Origin of the sequence: Bradyrhizobium sp. WSM1743, assembly GCF_000473065.1 — a bacterium.
Classification (GTDB): Bacteria; Pseudomonadota; Alphaproteobacteria; order Rhizobiales; family Xanthobacteraceae; genus Bradyrhizobium.
In genome coordinates, this window is the sequence record NZ_AXAZ01000018.1 from 22,202 (window position 1) to 37,976 (window position 15,775).

The 15,775-nt window shown below is 65.0% G+C and carries 12 protein-coding genes; 7 read left to right on the forward strand and 5 right to left on the reverse strand.

What is annotated here, in order from left to right:
• The first annotated feature begins 186 nt into the window (after window positions 1-186).
• Window positions 187-624, forward strand: a complete 438-nt coding sequence (locus YU9_RS0114450; RefSeq protein ID WP_027573489.1) for a thioesterase family protein — start codon at window positions 187-189, stop codon at window positions 622-624.
• Between the two features lie 11 nt (window positions 625-635).
• On the opposite strand, the gene YU9_RS0114455 is transcribed toward YU9_RS0114450, so the two are convergent.
• Window positions 636-1,034, reverse strand: coding sequence for an MAPEG family protein (locus tag YU9_RS0114455; protein ID WP_027573490.1), 399 nt, complete (start codon window positions 1,032-1,034; stop codon window positions 636-638).
• Window positions 1,035-1,116: 82 nt separating this feature from the next.
• On the opposite strand from YU9_RS0114455, the gene hemH reads away from it, so the two are divergent.
• The 4 genes from hemH to YU9_RS0114475 all read left to right on the forward strand — a co-directional run bounded on the left by hemH (window position 1,117) and on the right by YU9_RS0114475 (window position 4,852).
• Window positions 1,117-2,154 carry a ferrochelatase gene (gene hemH / locus YU9_RS0114460; protein ID WP_027573491.1) on the forward strand — a complete coding sequence of 346 codons (1,038 nt, stop codon included), beginning with the start codon at window positions 1,117-1,119 and terminating at the stop codon, window positions 2,152-2,154.
• 10 nt (window positions 2,155-2,164) lie between these two features.
• Window positions 2,165-3,142 (forward strand): ABC transporter substrate-binding protein, encoded by a 978-nt coding sequence (locus YU9_RS0114465; RefSeq protein ID WP_027573492.1) that lies wholly within the window; start codon window positions 2,165-2,167, stop codon window positions 3,140-3,142.
• Window positions 3,143-3,384: 242 nt separating this feature from the next.
• Entirely contained in the window at window positions 3,385-4,383 is a 999-nt protein-coding gene (locus YU9_RS0114470; protein ID WP_027573493.1) for an SPFH domain-containing protein, read from the forward strand.
• Window positions 4,384-4,408: 25 nt separating this feature from the next.
• Entirely contained in the window at window positions 4,409-4,852 is a 444-nt protein-coding gene (locus YU9_RS0114475; RefSeq protein ID WP_027573494.1) for an NfeD family protein, read from the forward strand.
• A 183-nt stretch (window positions 4,853-5,035) separates the two neighbouring features.
• Here YU9_RS0114475 and YU9_RS0114480 read toward each other — a convergent pair whose 3' ends face one another.
• Window positions 5,036-5,353 (reverse strand): helix-turn-helix domain-containing protein, encoded by a 318-nt coding sequence (locus YU9_RS0114480; protein WP_027573495.1) that lies wholly within the window; start codon window positions 5,351-5,353, stop codon window positions 5,036-5,038.
• A gap of 86 nt (window positions 5,354-5,439) precedes the next feature.
• On the opposite strand from YU9_RS0114480, the gene YU9_RS0114485 reads away from it, so the two are divergent.
• Complete coding sequence (locus YU9_RS0114485; protein ID WP_027573496.1) at window positions 5,440-5,991, forward strand: carboxymuconolactone decarboxylase family protein; 552 nt, start codon at window positions 5,440-5,442, stop codon at window positions 5,989-5,991.
• A gap of 108 nt (window positions 5,992-6,099) precedes the next feature.
• On the opposite strand, the gene YU9_RS0114490 is transcribed toward YU9_RS0114485, so the two are convergent.
• Window positions 6,100-7,107: an SIS domain-containing protein gene (locus tag YU9_RS0114490; protein ID WP_027573497.1), complete on the reverse strand. Its 1,008-nt coding sequence runs from the start codon at window positions 7,105-7,107 to the stop codon at window positions 6,100-6,102.
• A 191-nt stretch (window positions 7,108-7,298) separates the two neighbouring features.
• Between YU9_RS0114490 and YU9_RS0114495 the strand changes: the two genes are divergently transcribed.
• The gene (locus YU9_RS0114495; protein ID WP_027573498.1) at window positions 7,299-9,041 is read left to right on the forward strand and encodes an outer membrane beta-barrel protein; all 1,743 of its coding nucleotides are present in this window, start codon (window positions 7,299-7,301) and stop codon (window positions 9,039-9,041) included.
• Window positions 9,042-9,244: 203 nt separating this feature from the next.
• Here YU9_RS0114495 and YU9_RS0114500 read toward each other — a convergent pair whose 3' ends face one another.
• Both YU9_RS0114500 and gltB read right to left on the reverse strand, forming a co-directional pair.
• On the reverse strand, window positions 9,245-10,696 hold the full coding sequence (locus tag YU9_RS0114500; protein ID WP_027573499.1) for a glutamate synthase subunit beta: 1,452 nt from the start codon (window positions 10,694-10,696) through the stop codon (window positions 9,245-9,247).
• A gap of 155 nt (window positions 10,697-10,851) precedes the next feature.
• Complete coding sequence (gltB, locus tag YU9_RS0114505) at window positions 10,852-15,597, reverse strand: glutamate synthase large subunit (protein WP_027573500.1); 4,746 nt, start codon at window positions 15,595-15,597, stop codon at window positions 10,852-10,854.
• Window positions 15,598-15,775 lie beyond the last annotated feature (178 nt).

The following is a 15,775-nucleotide window of genomic DNA, read 5'->3' on the forward strand; positions in this document are numbered from 1 at the left end:
GACGATGCGCTGCAGAGCCGGGGCCCATCTTTTCCGTACAATCGCGTGGCGCGCTCTGGGTCCCGGCTCTGCGAAGCAGCGCAAGAGCGCTGCACCGCGTCCGGGACACGAGAGCCCGCCCTTTGCGAACTCCCTCCGGTCAGCTATTCAGGTACCAAAACCAACAAGAACGGTCGGGGGAATTCGATGTCGCGCGAAAACTTCTGGTTCTTCCATCCATTCCGGGTGCGCTATTCTGAGATCGATGGGCAGGGCGTCGTCTTCAACGCGCATTACCTGACCTATTTCGACACCAGCATCACCGAATATTTCCGCGCGCTCGGCTTCGACCAATATGCCGACGCGCAGGCGAGCGGCATCGATTTTCACGTTGTCAAGTCTGTCATCGAGTACAAGGCGCCGGTCCGCTTCGACTGGGAGCTTGACGTTGGCGTGCGCGTGGCACGGATTGGCAATTCGAGCCTTGTCTTCGAGCTTGCCATCTTCCTGAAAGGCGGCACTGACGCGCTGGTGACCGGCGAGATCGTCTGGGTCTACACGGACCAGAAGACCCATCGCCCGGTCACGATCCCGGCATCAATGCGGGCGCTGATCGCGACACGGGAGCGTCATCTGGCGGCTTGAGGCCGCCACCCTCACACCGGCAGAAACCGCTTCAATGCCGGCATGAAGAAGATCCCGAGATTGATCGCAAAGCCGATGGTCCAGAGGATCGAGCGCAGCGTCGGGCGGTTGCCGAGATAGGTCAGCACATAGGCGATCCGCACGATCAGGAACAGCGCCGCGAGCTCGTCGATCAGCCGCTGCGGCGAGTCCCTGAATTCGGCGAGCAGCACCGCGAAGGCGAAGAACGGGAAGGTCTCGATGCCGTTCTGGTGGGCGCCGAGAGCGCGTTGTGAGAGGGCGTCCTCGTAGAACGCGGGGTCGCGCGGCCGGGAATTGTCGAAGCGGCGAAACCTGATCCATTTGATCGAGGCGATCGTGGACAGATAAAGCAGCAGCGCCCCGAATACGCACCATTCCGCGAGCGTCATCATCCCTCCCCCGCTTGGGTGCGACCCTACCGAAACCGCCCTCATCTTGACAAGTTCGGACCAACGCGCGACCCACAGAGCCATGACCAGCGTCGTCCCCATCGAGACTGCGAAACCGGCCGCGAAACCCGCCCTGCCGCATGTGGGCGTGCTCCTGATCAATCTCGGAACGCCTGACACCGCGGATGCCCCCGGCGTGCGCGTCTACCTCAAGGAGTTTCTCAGTGACGCCCGCGTCATCGAGGACCAGGGCCTGATCTGGAAGCTGGTGCTGAACGGGATCATCCTGCGCAGCCGTCCCCGCACCAAGGCCCTCGATTACCGGAAGATCTGGAACAATGAGCGGAACGAGTCGCCGCTGAAAACCATCACGCGCTCGCAAAGCGACAAGCTCGCAGCCGCCTTGTCGGACCGCGACCATGTCGTTGTCGATTGGGCGATGCGCTACGGCAATCCCTCGATCAAATCCGGCATCGACGCGCTGATCGCAAAAGGCTGTGAGCGCATCCTGGCCGTGCCGCTCTATCCGCAATATTCCGCCTCGACCTCGGCGACCGTCTGCGACGAGGTGTTCCGCGTGCTGGCGCAGCTTCGCAACCAGCCAACGCTGCGGGTGACGCCGCCCTACTATGACGAGGCGGCCTATATCGAGGCGCTCGCGACCTCGATCGAGACGCATCTGGCGACGCTGTCCTTTAAGCCGGAGCTGATCGTGGCGTCCTTTCACGGCATGCCGAAATCCTATGTCGACAAGGGCGACCCCTATCAGCAGCACTGCATCGCAACGACAGAGGCGCTGCGCCGCCGGCTCGGCTTGGACGAGACAAAGCTGCTGCTGACCTTCCAGTCCCGCTTCGGCAATGACGAATGGCTCCAGCCCTACACCGACAAGACCATGGAGCGGCTCGCCAAGGAAGGCGTGCGGCGGATCGCGGTGGTGACGCCGGGCTTTTCCGCCGATTGCCTGGAGACGCTGGAGGAGATCGCGCAGGAGAATGCCGAGATCTTCAAGCACAATGGTGGCGAAGAGTTTTTCGCGATCCCGTGCCTCAACGACAGCGCATCAGGCATGGACGTGATCTGCAGCCTGGTGCTGCGTGAGCTTCAGGGCTGGATCTGAGGGGCGCCCCATGAATCGCCGCGAGTGCCTGGCGCTTCTTGAGATGATCGTGGCGCTGCCGGCTCCGGTACTGGGGCAGCAGCCGGACACGGCGCGGCGGCTCGGTGTGCTCTCGGTCACGGCCGCCGATGACGCGATCGGGCAGGCGCGCAGCATGATCCTGGTCGAGGCGCTCGCGGGCCAGGGCTGGAAGGAGCGCGACAACCTCAAGATCGATTGGCGCAGCGGCGGCGGCGACCGCGCTCGCATCGCGCAGCTTGCGGACGAGCTGATCGCGCTCAAGCCCGATATCCTGCTCGCGGTCGGCACGCCCTCGGTGGAGGAGCTGCGCCGGCGCACCGCGACGATCCCGATCGTGTTCGCCGTCGTCACCGATCCCGTCAGCCAGGGCTTTGTCGAAAACCTCGCGCATCCCGGCGGTAACATCACCGGCTTCACCGATTACGACGGCCCCTTGGCCGGCAAATGGCTGGAGATGCTGACCCAGGTCACACCGCCCGTCCGCCGCGTGCTCGTCGTCTACAATCCCGCCACCGCGCCATTCGCGCCCCTGATGATGCGCACGATCGAGGACGCCGCTCGGACACTGCGCCTGACGGTCGAGCCCGCGCCCGTCCATGACGCCGCCTCGATCGGGGCATTGGCTTCGCGGCAAGACGGCGCCATCCTGGTCCTGCCGGACTTCTTCACCATGGCCAACCGCGCGCAACTGCTCTCGGCGATCGCACAGGCGCGCGTGCCCGCGGTGTTCTGGAGCCGGACCTTCGTCGACGAGGGCGGGCTGATGTCCTACAGCACCGACAGCGCCGAGCAGCTCCGGCGTGCGGCTTCCTACATCGATCGCATTCTGAAGGGCGCGCACGCGGCCGACCTCCCGGTCCAGAACCCCACCAAGTTCGAGCTGGTGATCAACCTCAAGGCGGCCAGCGCGCTTGGCGTCATGCTTTCCCCAGGCCTGCTCGCAATTGCGAATGACGTGATCGAATGAAGCCGCCCGTGGCTGACGCCTGGCCCGCATTCGTTAATTTCCGCCGCTAGGTCTGCGCCTCCACGCTTTCAAGAGCCGCTCGCAAATACATATCGAGATCGTTCTCTCCTTCGACGCCTTGTGCAGAATTGCGCCGATGCCGACGTGAATTGCGACCGCTGAACCAGTAGGATTGTGATCCCGACCAATGACAGCGCCGGAAAGGACTTTTTCCCGACTTCTTTTCCCGGCTTGGAGGACATATGAGCGGTTTCGACATTTTCGCGATTGTTCTGGTATTGCTCGTCATCGTCACGCTGGTGGCCGGCGTGAAGACGGTGCCGCAGGGCTATGACTGGACCATCGAACGGTTCGGCAAATACACCCAGACGCTCAGCCCCGGGCTCAATCTGATCGTGCCCTATTTCGATCGCGTCGGACGTAAGATCAACATGATGGAGCAGGTGATCGACATCCCCGAGCAGGAGGTGATCACCAAGGACAACGCCACCGTGACGGTGGACGGCGTCGCGTTTTATCAGGTGTTTGACGCCGCGAAGGCGAGCTACGAGGTCGCCAATCTCAACCAGGCGATCACCGTCCTGACCATGACCAACATCCGCTCGGTGATGGGCTCGATGGACCTCGACCAGGTGCTGTCGCATCGCGACGAGATCAACGAACGCCTGTTGCGCGTCGTCGATGCCGCGGTCTCGCCGTGGGGCGTCAAGGTCAACCGCATCGAGATCAAGGACATCGTGCCGCCCGCCGACCTCGTCGAGGCCATGGGCAGGCAGATGAAGGCCGAGCGCGTCAAGCGCGCCGACATACTCGCCGCCGAAGGCCAGCGCCAGTCGGAGATCCTGCGCGCCGAGGGCGCCAAGCAGGGCCAGATCCTCCAGGCCGAAGGCCGCCGCGAGGCCGCCTTCCGCGATGCCGAGGCGCGCGAGCGTCTGGCCGAGGCCGAGGCGAAAGCGACCCAGGCGGTGTCGGAGGCCATCTCCAAGGGCGACGTCGCCGCGTTGAACTATTTTATCGCCGATAAATATATCAAGGCGTTCGGCCAGTTCGCGGATGCGCCGAACCAGAAGATCATCATGTTGCCGGTGGAAGCCGTGAGCATGCTGGGCTCGCTCGCCGGCATCGGCGAGATCGCCAAGGCGACGTTCGGCGAGAGTGCTGCATCCGCAGTCGCTGCCGCGCGCCGCGGCGGATCGGTCCCGTCGTCGGGCCCGACGCCGCCCGCGGTGCCGCCGCAGTAACGGGGTATTTTGCAGAGGTCGTGTCATGACCGACATGTTCGTATCGCTGGGCAACTGGAATTGGCTGATCTTCGGCTTCATCCTGATGGCGCTGGAGGTGCTGGCGCCGGGCATCTTCCTGTTCTGGCTCGGCCTCGCTGCGCTGCTCGTCGGCTTGATCTCGTTCGCTGTTGCCATCTCCTGGCAGATCCAGCTCGTGATGTTCGCGATCTTTGCAGCAGCAGCCGTGCCGGTGTGGCGCCGCCTCGCCAAGCCGAAGCCGGACGCGAGCACGAGCCCATTTCTCAACAAGCGCGCCGAGGCCTTGCTCGGCCGTGAGTTCACGCTGGAGAAGCCGATCATCGACGGTTCAGGCACCGTCCGGATCGGCGACACGGTCTGGCGCGTGGCTGAGCCCGATACGCCGGCCGGCACGCGGGTCAAGGTGGTGCAGGTCGACGGCGCGAATCTGACGGTCGCGGCGGCGTGATTCTTTCTTCCCCTCTCCCCCTGTGTGGGAGAGGGTGGCTCGCCGCGTAGCGGCGAGACGGGTGAGGGGTATCTCTCCTCAAACGCGATGCTAGTCGGGGAGAGATACCCTCATCCGGCGCTTCGCGCGCCAACTTCTCCCACAAGGGACGGAAGAAAGGAGCATGCGGCATGCTTTCAGATTTTACCTCTTCCACCTCTCCGCAAACCTGTGCAGCGGCATGAACGTCTCGTACAATTCCCGCCCCAGCGGCGTCAGTCCGTAACCTCCACCGTCACCCAGCTCCACGAAGCCTGCCTCGCGCAGTTCGGTCAGCCGCGCTTGCAGCACCGTGGGCGAGGCCTCATCGCAGGCGGTGCGCAGGGCGCGCGAGGTGAGCGGCTCTTCGCGCAGCTCCCACAATATCCGCAGGCTCCAGCGCCGGCCGAGCAGGTCGAGCAATGCCATGATCGGCCGCGAGCCGCGGACGCTGCGTGTCGTGGAGCCAGCCTGTTTCGCCATCGTCGCCCCTTGCGTCGTGCTACAAATAATGTAGCGTGCTGCTGCTACTATAAATGTAGCAAAGGAGCCGGCCCATGTCTTCCGCCATGTCCGAAGCCACACCGCGCATCGCCCCGCTCATGCCCCCTTATCCCCCGAAGATCCAGGCGCAGTTCGACCGCATCATGCGCGGCGCGCCGCCGCTGGCGCTGTTTCGGGTGATGGCGGGCCACAGCCGCGCCTGGGACAAGTTTCGCGCCGGCGGCCTGCTCGATGCCGGCCCGGTCTCCTTGCGTACACGCGAGATCGTGATCAATCGCACCTGTGCGCTGAACAGATGCGAATACGAATGGGGCGTGCATGTCGCGATCTTTGCCGGGCCGGCAGAGCTCACCGAGGACGAAGTGCGTGCGACGGTGCAGGGCGATGCAGCATCAGCATGCTGGTCGCCGGCCGAGCAGGCGCTGATTGCAGCCCTTGATGCGTTGCATCATCGCGCGACATTCACGGACGAGGAGTTCGCGGCGCTGTCGGCGCATTACGACGAGGCGCAGATTCTGGAGATCATGCTCCTGTGCGGCTTCTATCGCACGGTGTCGTATCTGGCGAACGGGCTACGGCTGCCGCTGGAGGAGAACGCCGCGCGGTTTCCGGCGTAGCCTAGCTGTCATTCCGGGGCACGCGAAGCGTGAACCCGGAATCTCGAGATTCTCAGGTGCGCGAGTGCGCACCATAGTTCGATGCTTCGCATCGCCCCGGAATGACGATTAAGCCACCCCCGCGCGCAGCAGATCGTGCAGATGCACGATGCCCACCACCTTGCTCGCCTCGGTCACCAGCAGCGTCGTGATCTTGCGGGTGTTCAGCACCTCGATCATCTCGGTCGCGAGCATCGAGGGCGGCACGGTCTTCGGCTGCTTCGTCATGATCTCGTCGACCGTCACCGTCAAAAGGTCGGGCCGCATGTGACGGCGCAGATCGCCGTCGGTGATGATGCCGACAGCCTCGCCTGCATCGTTGACGATGCAGACGCAGCCGAGCCCCTTGGCCGACATCTCGACCACGGCCTCCGACATCTGGGTGCCTTCAGGCTTGAGCGGGATCTCCGCGCCCGTGCGCATGTAGTCGCGCACGAATTTCAGCATCGCGCCCAGCTTGCCGCCGGGGTGGAAATGCGCGAACTCCAGCGCGGTGAAGCCGCGGCCTTCGAGCAGCGCGATCGCGATGGCGTCGCCGATCGCGGCCTGCATCAGGGTCGAGGTGGTCGGCGCCAGATTGTGCGGGCAGGCCTCGCGCGCCTTCGGCAGCTCGATCACGAGATCGGCGGCCTGGCCGAGCGAGGACGCCGCATTCGACGTCACCGCGATCATGGGGATCGCGAACCGCGCCGAATAGTTCACGAGGTTCTTCATCTCCGGCTGCTCGCCGGACCAGGACAGCGCCATGATGACGTCGTCGGTGGTGATCATGCCGAGATCGCCATGGCCGGCTTCGGCGGCGTGCACGAAGAAGGCGGGCGTGCCGGTCGAGGCCAGCGTCGCGGCGATCTTGCGCCCCATATGGCCTGACTTGCCGAGACCGGTGACGATGACGCGGCCCTTGGCCTGCCGGATCAGCTCGACGGCCTTGGCGAAGGTCGCGCCGAGCGGGCCGCGCAGGGCGGCGGCGAGCGCGTTGATGCCGCCGCTCTCCGTCTCCAGCGTGCGGAGCGCGGATTCGACGCTTGTCGGAATGGGGCCGGATGATGCGGTCATCAGCGGTTTCGAGCTCGGCATGGTCTGGTCCAGGGAGGAGGGGTGTTGGCCCGTTGGCGCCTGCTTAGCACGCCCCGGTCAGCGAGGCGACGAGAGCGCCAACACCCTCAACGGGTCATTAACCATAATTGTTTTAACTCCATTAACGATGGTTCCCGCCAGCCGGCGGGGGCGATCGTAAAAGTGTTTGATTTCGTTGGGGTAATTCTATCGTGGGGTCGTCTCCAGGCAGGAGCCGGAGCAAACGCGCGCAGTTCCTGCGCGCGGCTTTGCCATGCTTGACGCTGACGGCCCTCGGAAGCGGCCCTGCGGCCGCCCAGAGCCTCACGCCCGACCTGTTCAATCCCAACCGCGGCGGCTTTGCCTCGCCCGACACGTTGCCGACGCGCCGCACGGCGGGCGTGCCGCAGGCGCCGTCGGATGCGTTGCCGGCGCTGCCCGATCCCAATGCCGATCCGCGCAAGGCCCGCGAGAGGCCGGCGACCTCGCGCGTCGGTCAGGTCCCGACTTACGGCCTGCCCGCCGCCACCGGCGCCAACAGCTCCGGCTACGACTCGCTCAACCGCAAACGGCAGCAGCCAAAGCTATATCCTGGCCAGCCGAAGCCGAAGCGTCCCGTCGGCCCCGGTTCGCCGCAGCCACCAGTAACGCCGGTCACGACGCTGGGCCCGCCGCGCATCGCGCCGCCGCCGTCCGAGACCGCGCACAAGACGCCGGTAGCCCCGGCGATGGCCGGCAGCGTGCCCGGCCAGCCACTGCGCCGCCGTCTCAAGCTCGATGAGGATCCGTTCGGCGCGGTCGGCGATTATGCCGGCAGCTTCCTGATCAAGGGCGCGCTCGAGCTCTCCACCGGTTACGACACCAATCCGACGCGCCTCAACAAGCCGGTCGGTTCGCCGGTCTATGTGGTCGCGCCCGATCTCCTCGTGGTGTCCGATTGGGAGCGCCACGCGCTGGTCGCCGATTTGCGCGGCTCGTTCTCGGGCTACACCAACGACATGCCGGCGACGATCAACGGCTTCGCCTCGCCGTCGCCGGTCGAGGCCAATCGTCCCGATTTCACCGGCCATGTCGATGGCCGGCTCGACGTCACCCGCGATTTCAAGCTGACCTCGCAGCTGCGCCTGCGGCTCGCCACCGACAATCCCGGCAGCCCGAACGTGCAGGCCGGCCTGCAGAAATATCCTGTTTACGCCGCCTACGGCACTACGATCGGCTTCGACCAGACCTTCAATCGCTTCCAGGTCGCCGCCGGCGCCACGGTCGATCGCACCGCCTACACGGATTCGAAACTCACCGACGGCTCGACCTTCAGCAACAATGATCGCGACTTCAATCAGTATGGTGGGGTCGGACGCTTCTCCTACGATCTGAAGCCGGGCCTGAAGCCCTTCGTCGAGATCCAGGGCGACACCCGTGTCCACGACTTGGCCGCCGACCGCAACGGCTACTTCCGCGATTCGAACGGCGGCTATGCCAAGGTCGGCTCGTCCTTCGAATTCTCGCGCATCCTCACCGGCGAGATCTCGCTCGGCTATTCCGCGCGCAGCTACACCGACCCGCGCCTCAGCCAGCTCTCCGGCTTCCTCACCACGGGCTCGCTGATTTGGAACGCCAGCGGCCTCACCACGGTGAAATTCTTCACCGACACGCAGATCGCCGAGACCACGATCCCCGGCTCCTCCGGCGTTCTGGTGCGCACCTACTCCGCCGAAGTCGACCACGACTTCCGCCGCTGGCTCACCGCCGTCGGCAAGTTCACCTACGGCACGCTCGACTACCAGGGCCAGAACCGCAACGACAAGACCTACTCGTTCGAAAGCAACCTGATCTACAAGCTCAACCGCAACATCTGGATCAAGGGCACGCTGCGGCACGACATCCTGGATTCGAACCAGGCGGGATCGAGCTCGCAGGGGACGGTGGTGATGTTGGGGGTGAGGCTGCAGAATTGAGGGTGACGCGGAGCCGCGTTTGAGCGCATGCGGCTTCGTTGGCTCCGCTCTCGCTACGCACTCAGCTGTCATGCCCCGGCTTGACCGGGGCATCCAGTACGCCGCGGCCCTTTCCGCATACGTTTGGTGTCTCTGGAATACTGGATCGCCCGGTCAAGCCGGGCGATGACACCGTTTGCTGATTTGGCGGCGGAGCAGAAAACTTACCGCGGCAGATCCGTCTTCCCCATCAGGAACGTATCGATCGACCTTGCGCACAGCCGGCCCTCGCGGATGGCCCACACCACCAGCGACTGGCCTCTCCGCATATCGCCGGCGGTGAACACGTTCGGGCGCGAGGTCTGGTAGTCGAGCGTGTTGGCCTTGACGTTGCCGCGCGGGTCGAGCTCGACCGCGAGCATTCTCAGGAGGCCCTCATGCACGGGGTGGACGAAGCCCATGGCGAGCAGGACGAGCTCGGCGTCGAGCTCGAACTCGGTGCCGGCGATCGGCTTGAACTTGTCGTCGACGCGCACGCAATGCAGCTTCTTGACCTTCCCGTTCTCGCCGGTGAACTTCTGGGTCAGCACGGCGTATTCGCGGATCGCGCCTTCGGCCTGGCTGGAGGACGTGCGCATCTTCAGCGGCCAGTTCGGCCAGGTCAGGCCCTTGTTCTCGCGCTCGGGCGGAGCGGGCATGATCTCGAGCTGGGTCACCGAGAGCGCGCCTTGGCGCAGCGAGGTGCCGATGCAGTCCGAGCCGGTGTCGCCGCCGCCGATGACGACGACATGGCTGCCGCCGGCCAAAATCTCCTGGACGCCGCCGAGCGGCTCCTCGGAGACGCGGCGGTTCTGCTGCGGCAGGAAGTCCATGGCGTAGTGAATCCCGGCGAGCTCGCGGCCGGGGATCGGCAGGTCGCGCGGGGCTTCCGCGCCGCCGGTCAGCGCCACGGCGTCATAGTCGTTGAGCAGCTCGCGCGGATCGACATTGCCTTCAGCGCCGACATGGCTGTTGTAGTGGAAGGTAACGCCTTCGGCTTCCATCTGCGCCACACGGCGGTCGATGACGCCCTTCTCCATCTTGAAGTCGGGGATGCCGTAACGCAGCAGGCCGCCGGCCTTGGCGTACTTCTCGAACAGGTGCACGTCGTGGCCGGCGCGTGCCAGCTGCTGCGCGCAGGCCATGCCGGCCGGACCGGAGCCGATCACCGCGACTTTCTTGCCGGTCTTCTCTGCGGCCACTTCCGGCTTCAGCCAGCCATTGTCCCAGGCGCGATCGACGATCGCGCATTCGATGGTCTTGATGGTGACGGGGTTGTCGTCGATGTTGAGCGTGCAGGACGCTTCGCACGGCGCCGGGCAAATGCGGCCCGTGAACTCCGGGAAATTGTTGGTCGAGTGCAGATTGCGCGACGCTTCTTCCCAATTGCCTTGATAGACGAGGTCGTTCCAGTCGGGGATCTGGTTGTTGACCGGGCAGCCAGGCGTTCCGGGCGCGACCGAGCCGGTGCCGTGGCAATAGGGAATGCCGCAGTTCATGCAGCGCGCGGCCTGATCGCGCACTTCCTTCTCGGAGAGCGGAACGACGAATTCCTTGTAATGCTTCACGCGCTCGCCGACCGGGGTGTACTTGCGGTCGTGCCGTTCGATTTCCAGAAAACCCGTGATCTTGCCCATTAAACCCGAAGTCCCTGCCGCTTAGTCGTTTGTTCTCTCATTCCTCATCCTGAGGAGCGGCGCACTCTTCGCGCCGCGTCTCGAAGGATAGAGGCCCGGATGGTGACCTCATGGTTCGAGACGCGCTTCGCGCTCCTCACCATGAGGGCTTTTTCTTACGCCCCGATCGCGATTTTCGGCTCGGCGTCCGCGTTGGCGGCCAGTTCGCGCAGCGCGCGCCGGTACTCGACCGGCATCACCTTGCGGAACTTCGGCAGCCATTCCTTCCAATTGGCGAGGATCTCGGCGGCGCGCTTGGAGCCGGTTGCTTTGGCATGGCGCGTGATCAGCACGTGCAGCCGCTCGACGTCGGAGGCGAGCAGGTTCTTGAACACGTCGACCCGGCCGTGCGCTTCGAGGTCGCCGGAGGCGTGATAGGTGTCGGCGTTGATCATCTCCTCCGACAGCACGGGTTCGAGCTCGACCATGCTGAGGTTGCACAGCTTGTCGAAGTCGCCGGCCTCGTCCAGCACATAGGCGATGCCGCCGGACATACCGGCCGCGAAGTTGCGCCCGGTCTTGCCGAGCACGACCACGATGCCGCCGGTCATGTATTCGCAGCAATGATCGCCCGCGCCCTCGACCACCGCGACGGCACCGGAATTGCGCACGGCGAAGCGTTCGCCGGCGATGCCGCGGAAGTAGCATTCGCCGTCGATCGCGCCGTACATCACGGTGTTGCCGACGATGATGCTCTCTTCTGGCACGATCGCCGAGTTCCTCGGCGGCTTGACGATGATCTTGCCGCCGGAGAGACCCTTGCCGACATAGTCGTTGCCTTCGCCTTCGAGCTCGAAGGTGACGCCGTGGGCGAGCCAGGCGCCGAAGGCCTGGCCGGCGGTGCCCTTGAGGCTGACATGGATGGTGTCATGCGGCAGGCCGGCATGGCCGTAGATTTTAGCGACCGCGCCCGACAGCATCGCACCGGCGGAGCGGTTGGTGCTGTTGATCACGGCCTCGATCTTCACCGGCGCCCCGCGGTCGAGCGCAGGCGTGGCCTGCTCGATCAGCGTGCGGTCGAGCACCGCCTCCAGATGATGGTTCTGGCGCTCGGAGTGATAGATCTTCTGGCCCTTCTCTTCCTTCTGCTTGACGAAGAGCTTGGAGAAATCAAGCCCCTTGGCCTTCCAGTGCGCGACCAGCTTGGTCTGGTCGAGCAGTTGAACCTGGCCGACCATCTCGTTGAAGGTGCGGAAGCCGAGCGAGGCCATGATCTCGCGGACTTCCTCAGCGACGAAGAAGAAGTAGTTGATCACGTGCTCGGGCTGGCCGGTGAAGCGCTTGCGCAGCACCGGGTCTTGCGTGGCGACGCCGACCGGGCAGGTGTTGAGATGGCACTTGCGCATCATGATGCAGCCGGCCGCGATCAGCGGCGCGGTGGCGAAGCCGAACTCGTCGGCCCCGAGCAGCGCGCCGATCACGACGTCACGGCCGGTGCGGAAGCCGCCGTCGACCTGGACCACGATGCGGCTGCGCAGCCGCTCGCGCACCAGCGTCTGGTGGGTTTCGGCAAGTCCGATCTCCCACGGCGAGCCGGCATGCTTGATCGAGGTCAGCGGCGAAGCGCCAGTGCCGCCCTCGAAGCCCGCGATGGTGACATGGTCGGCGCGCGCCTTGGCGACGCCCGCGGCGACCGTGCCGACGCCGATCTCGGAGACGAGCTTGACCGAGACGTCGCCGGTGGGGTTGACGTTCTTGAGGTCGTAGATGAGCTGCGCCAGGTCCTCGATCGAGTAGATGTCGTGGTGCGGCGGCGGCGAGATCAGGCCGACGCCCGGCGTCGAGTGCCGGACTCTTGCGATGGTCGCGTCGACCTTGTGGCCAGGCAGCTGGCCGCCTTCGCCGGGCTTGGCGCCCTGCGCCATCTTGATCTGCATCATGTCGGAGTTGACGAGATACTCCGTGGTGACGCCGAAGCGGCCCGAGGCGACCTGCTTGATCGCCGAGCGCATGGAATCGCCGTTCGGCATCGGCTTGAAGCGGTCGGCTTCCTCGCCGCCTTCACCGGTGTTCGACTTGCCGCCGATCCGGTTCATGGCGATCGCGAGCGTGGTGTGCGCCTCGCGCGAGATCGAGCCGAAGCTCATCGCACCCGTGGCGAAACGCTTGACGATATCCTTGGCCGGCTCGACCTGGTCGAGCGGGATCGGCTTGCACTTCTCCTCCTCGGCGCTCTTGATCCGGAACAGGCCGCGCAGCGTCAAAAGACGCTCCGACTGCTCGTTGAGGATTTTTGCGAAGGCGCGGTAGCGCTCCTGCGAATTGCCGCGCGCGGCGTGCTGCAGCAGCGACACCGATTCCGCGGTCCAGGCATGGTCCTCGCCGCGGCTGCGATAGGCATATTCGCCGCCGACATCGAGCGCGCTCTTGTAGACCTGCGCCTCGCCGAACGCGTCGGCATGACGGCGCACGGCTTCCTCGGCGATCTCGGCAAGGCCCACGCCCTCGACGCGGGTGTGCGTGCCGGCGAAGAACTTGGCGACGAAGTCCGCCTTGAGACCGACCGCGTCGAAAATCTGCGCGCCGCAATAGGACTGGTAGGTCGAGATGCCCATCTTGGACATCACCTTGAGCAGGCCCTTGCCGATCGACTTGATGTAGCGCTTGACGATCTCGTAGTCGTCGAGCGAGCTGGGCAGGCGGTCCTTCATCGCGATGATGGTTTCGAACGCGAGGTACGGATTGATCGCTTCGGCGCCGTAGCCGGCCAGGCACGCGAAGTGATGCACTTCGCGCGGCTCGCCGGATTCGACGACGAGACCGACCGAGGTGCGCAGTCCGACGCGGATCAGATGATGATGCACGGCGGCGCAGGCCAGCAGTGCCGGGATCGGCACGCGGTCGGTGCCGACCATGCGGTCCGAAAGGATGATGATGTTGACGCCCTCGCGCACCGCGCTTTCAGCGCGCGCGCAGAGCTCGTCCAGCACCTGGTCCATGCCGGCAGCCCCAAGCCCGGCGTGGAAGGTCGTATCCAGCGTGCGCGACTTGAAGTGCGTGTCGGCCACCTCCGAGATCGAGCGGATCTTTTCCAGGTCCGCGTCGGTCAGGATCGGCTGGCGCACTTCGAGGCGCTTGGTCGTGGCCATGCCCTGCAGGTCGAACAGGTTCGGCCGCGGTCCGATGATGGAGACGAGGCTCATCACCAGCTCCTCGCGGATCGGGTCGATCGGCGGGTTGGTGACCTGCGCGAAGTTCTGCTTGAAATAGGTGAACAGCGGCTTGGCCTTGTCCGACAGCGCCGAGATCGGCGTGTCGTTGCCCATCGAGCCCGCGGCTTCCTCGCCGGTGGCCGCCATCGGCGTCATCAGGATGGTGATGTCTTCCTGGCTGTAGCCGAACGCCTGCTGGCGATCGAGCAGCGACAGGTTGGAGCGCACGCCGGTGGTCGGAACCTTCGGCAGCTCTTCGAGCACGATCTGGGTCCGTTCCAGCCACTCCTTGTACGGATGGCTCTTGGCGAGCTCGGCCTTGATCTCGTCGTCCGGAATCAGACGGCCCTGCTCGAGGTCGACCAGCAGCATCTTGCCGGGCTGCAGGCGCCACTTGGTGATGATCTGGTCCTCGGGGATCGTCAGCACGCCCATCTCGGACGCCATCACGATGCGGTCGTCCTTGGTGACGAGATAGCGCGCCGGCCGCAATCCGTTGCGGTCGAGCGTGGCGCCGATCTGGCGGCCGTCGGTGAAGGCGATCGCGGCGGGCCCGTCCCACGGCTCCATCAGCGCGGCATGATATTCGTAGAAGGCGCGGCGCTTCTCATCCATCAAGGGATTGCCGGCCCACGCCTCCGGAATCATCATCATCACGGCATGCGGCAGCGAGTAGCCACCCTGCACCAGGAATTCGAGCGCGTTGTCGAAGCAGGCGGTGTCCGACTGTCCCTCGTAGGAGATCGGCCAGAGCCGGTTGATGTCCTTGCCGTAGAGCTCGGAGCTCACCGAGGCCTGGCGCGCCGCCATCCAGTTGGTGTTGCCGCGCAACGTATTGATCTCGCCGTTATGCGCGATCATGCGGTACGGGTGCGCCAGCGACCACGCCGGGAAGGTGTTGGTCGAGAAGCGCTGGTGCACCAGCGCGAGCGCGCTCTCAAAGTCCTTCTCGTGCAGGTCGGGATAGTACTTGCCGAGCTGGTCGGCGAGGAACATGCCCTTGTAGATCACGGTGCGGCAGGACATCGAGCACGGGTAATAGCCGGCGAGGCCGCGATCGCGGCGCTGGTAGATCGCCTGCGAGATCGACTTGCGCAGGATGTAGAGCCGGCGCTCGAACTCGTCCTCGGTCTTGGCGACGCCGTTGCGGCCGATGAACACCTGCATGCAGGAGGGCTCGGTCGGTTTCACGGTGACGCCGAGCGAGGAATTGTCGGTCGGCACGTCGCGCCAGCCGAGCAGGGTCAGACCCTCTTCCTTGATCTGGTCGGCGATGATGCTCTTGATGACGTTGCGCCAAGCGGTGTCGCGCGGCATGAACAGCGCGCCGATGGCGTATTCGCCGGGCGCCGGCAGCGCAAAGCCGAGCTCCTTGGCCTTGCGGCTGAAGAAGGCGTGCGGGATCTGCACCAGGATGCCGGCGCCGTCACCGGCGCGCGGGTCGGCGCCGACGGCGCCGCGATGCTCGAGATTGCAGAGGATGCTCAGCGCGTCCGAGACGATCTCGTGCGACTTCTTGCCCTTGATGTTGGCGATGAAGCCGACGCCGCAAGAGTCCTTCTCCAGGCTCGGATCGTACAGACCTTCGGCTTTGGGGCGCGAATTGTGCTCTTGAATCGGTGAGGTGATCGGATCGGTCGTTTTCGAGGCGACCGTCGCCGACAGCTCTTCTGCCACGATGTTTGCGCGCTCGAATTGCGACCCGTTCATTGTTCCTGTCCTCTCCATGCGGCAAGCTGCCTCACCGCCATCTTCGGCGCACCTTGGGCGTTCCGCGGCACCCGCCTCTGGGTCACCGCTCGTCCGCTGCGAGCCGCATTTTCTTAAATTCAGGCCTAGGCGTTCTTCGTCCCCGAGAACGGCTTTGCCTGGTACCTTGCCGGCGCTC

Bases quoted from the DNA above. Each gene is read 5' to 3' on its own strand.
- YU9_RS0114450 (WP_027573489.1), top strand. From the start codon at position 187: ATGTCGCGCGAAAACTTCTGGTTCTTCCATCCATTCCGGGTGCGCTAT.
- YU9_RS0114455 (WP_027573490.1), bottom strand. From the start codon at position 1,034: ATGACGCTCGCGGAATGGTGCGTATTCGGGGCGCTGCTGCTTTATCTG.
- hemH (WP_027573491.1), top strand. From the start codon at position 1,117: ATGACCAGCGTCGTCCCCATCGAGACTGCGAAACCGGCCGCGAAACCC.
- YU9_RS0114465 (WP_027573492.1), top strand. From the start codon at position 2,165: ATGAATCGCCGCGAGTGCCTGGCGCTTCTTGAGATGATCGTGGCGCTG.
- YU9_RS0114470 (WP_027573493.1), top strand. From the start codon at position 3,385: ATGAGCGGTTTCGACATTTTCGCGATTGTTCTGGTATTGCTCGTCATC.
- YU9_RS0114475 (WP_027573494.1), top strand. From the start codon at position 4,409: ATGACCGACATGTTCGTATCGCTGGGCAACTGGAATTGGCTGATCTTC.
- YU9_RS0114480 (WP_027573495.1), bottom strand. From the start codon at position 5,353: ATGGCGAAACAGGCTGGCTCCACGACACGCAGCGTCCGCGGCTCGCGG.
- YU9_RS0114485 (WP_027573496.1), top strand. From the start codon at position 5,440: ATGTCCGAAGCCACACCGCGCATCGCCCCGCTCATGCCCCCTTATCCC.
- YU9_RS0114490 (WP_027573497.1), bottom strand. From the start codon at position 7,107: ATGCCGAGCTCGAAACCGCTGATGACCGCATCATCCGGCCCCATTCCG.
- YU9_RS0114500 (WP_027573499.1), bottom strand. From the start codon at position 10,696: ATGGGCAAGATCACGGGTTTTCTGGAAATCGAACGGCACGACCGCAAG.
- gltB (WP_027573500.1), bottom strand. From the start codon at position 15,597: ATGAACGGGTCGCAATTCGAGCGCGCAAACATCGTGGCAGAAGAGCTG.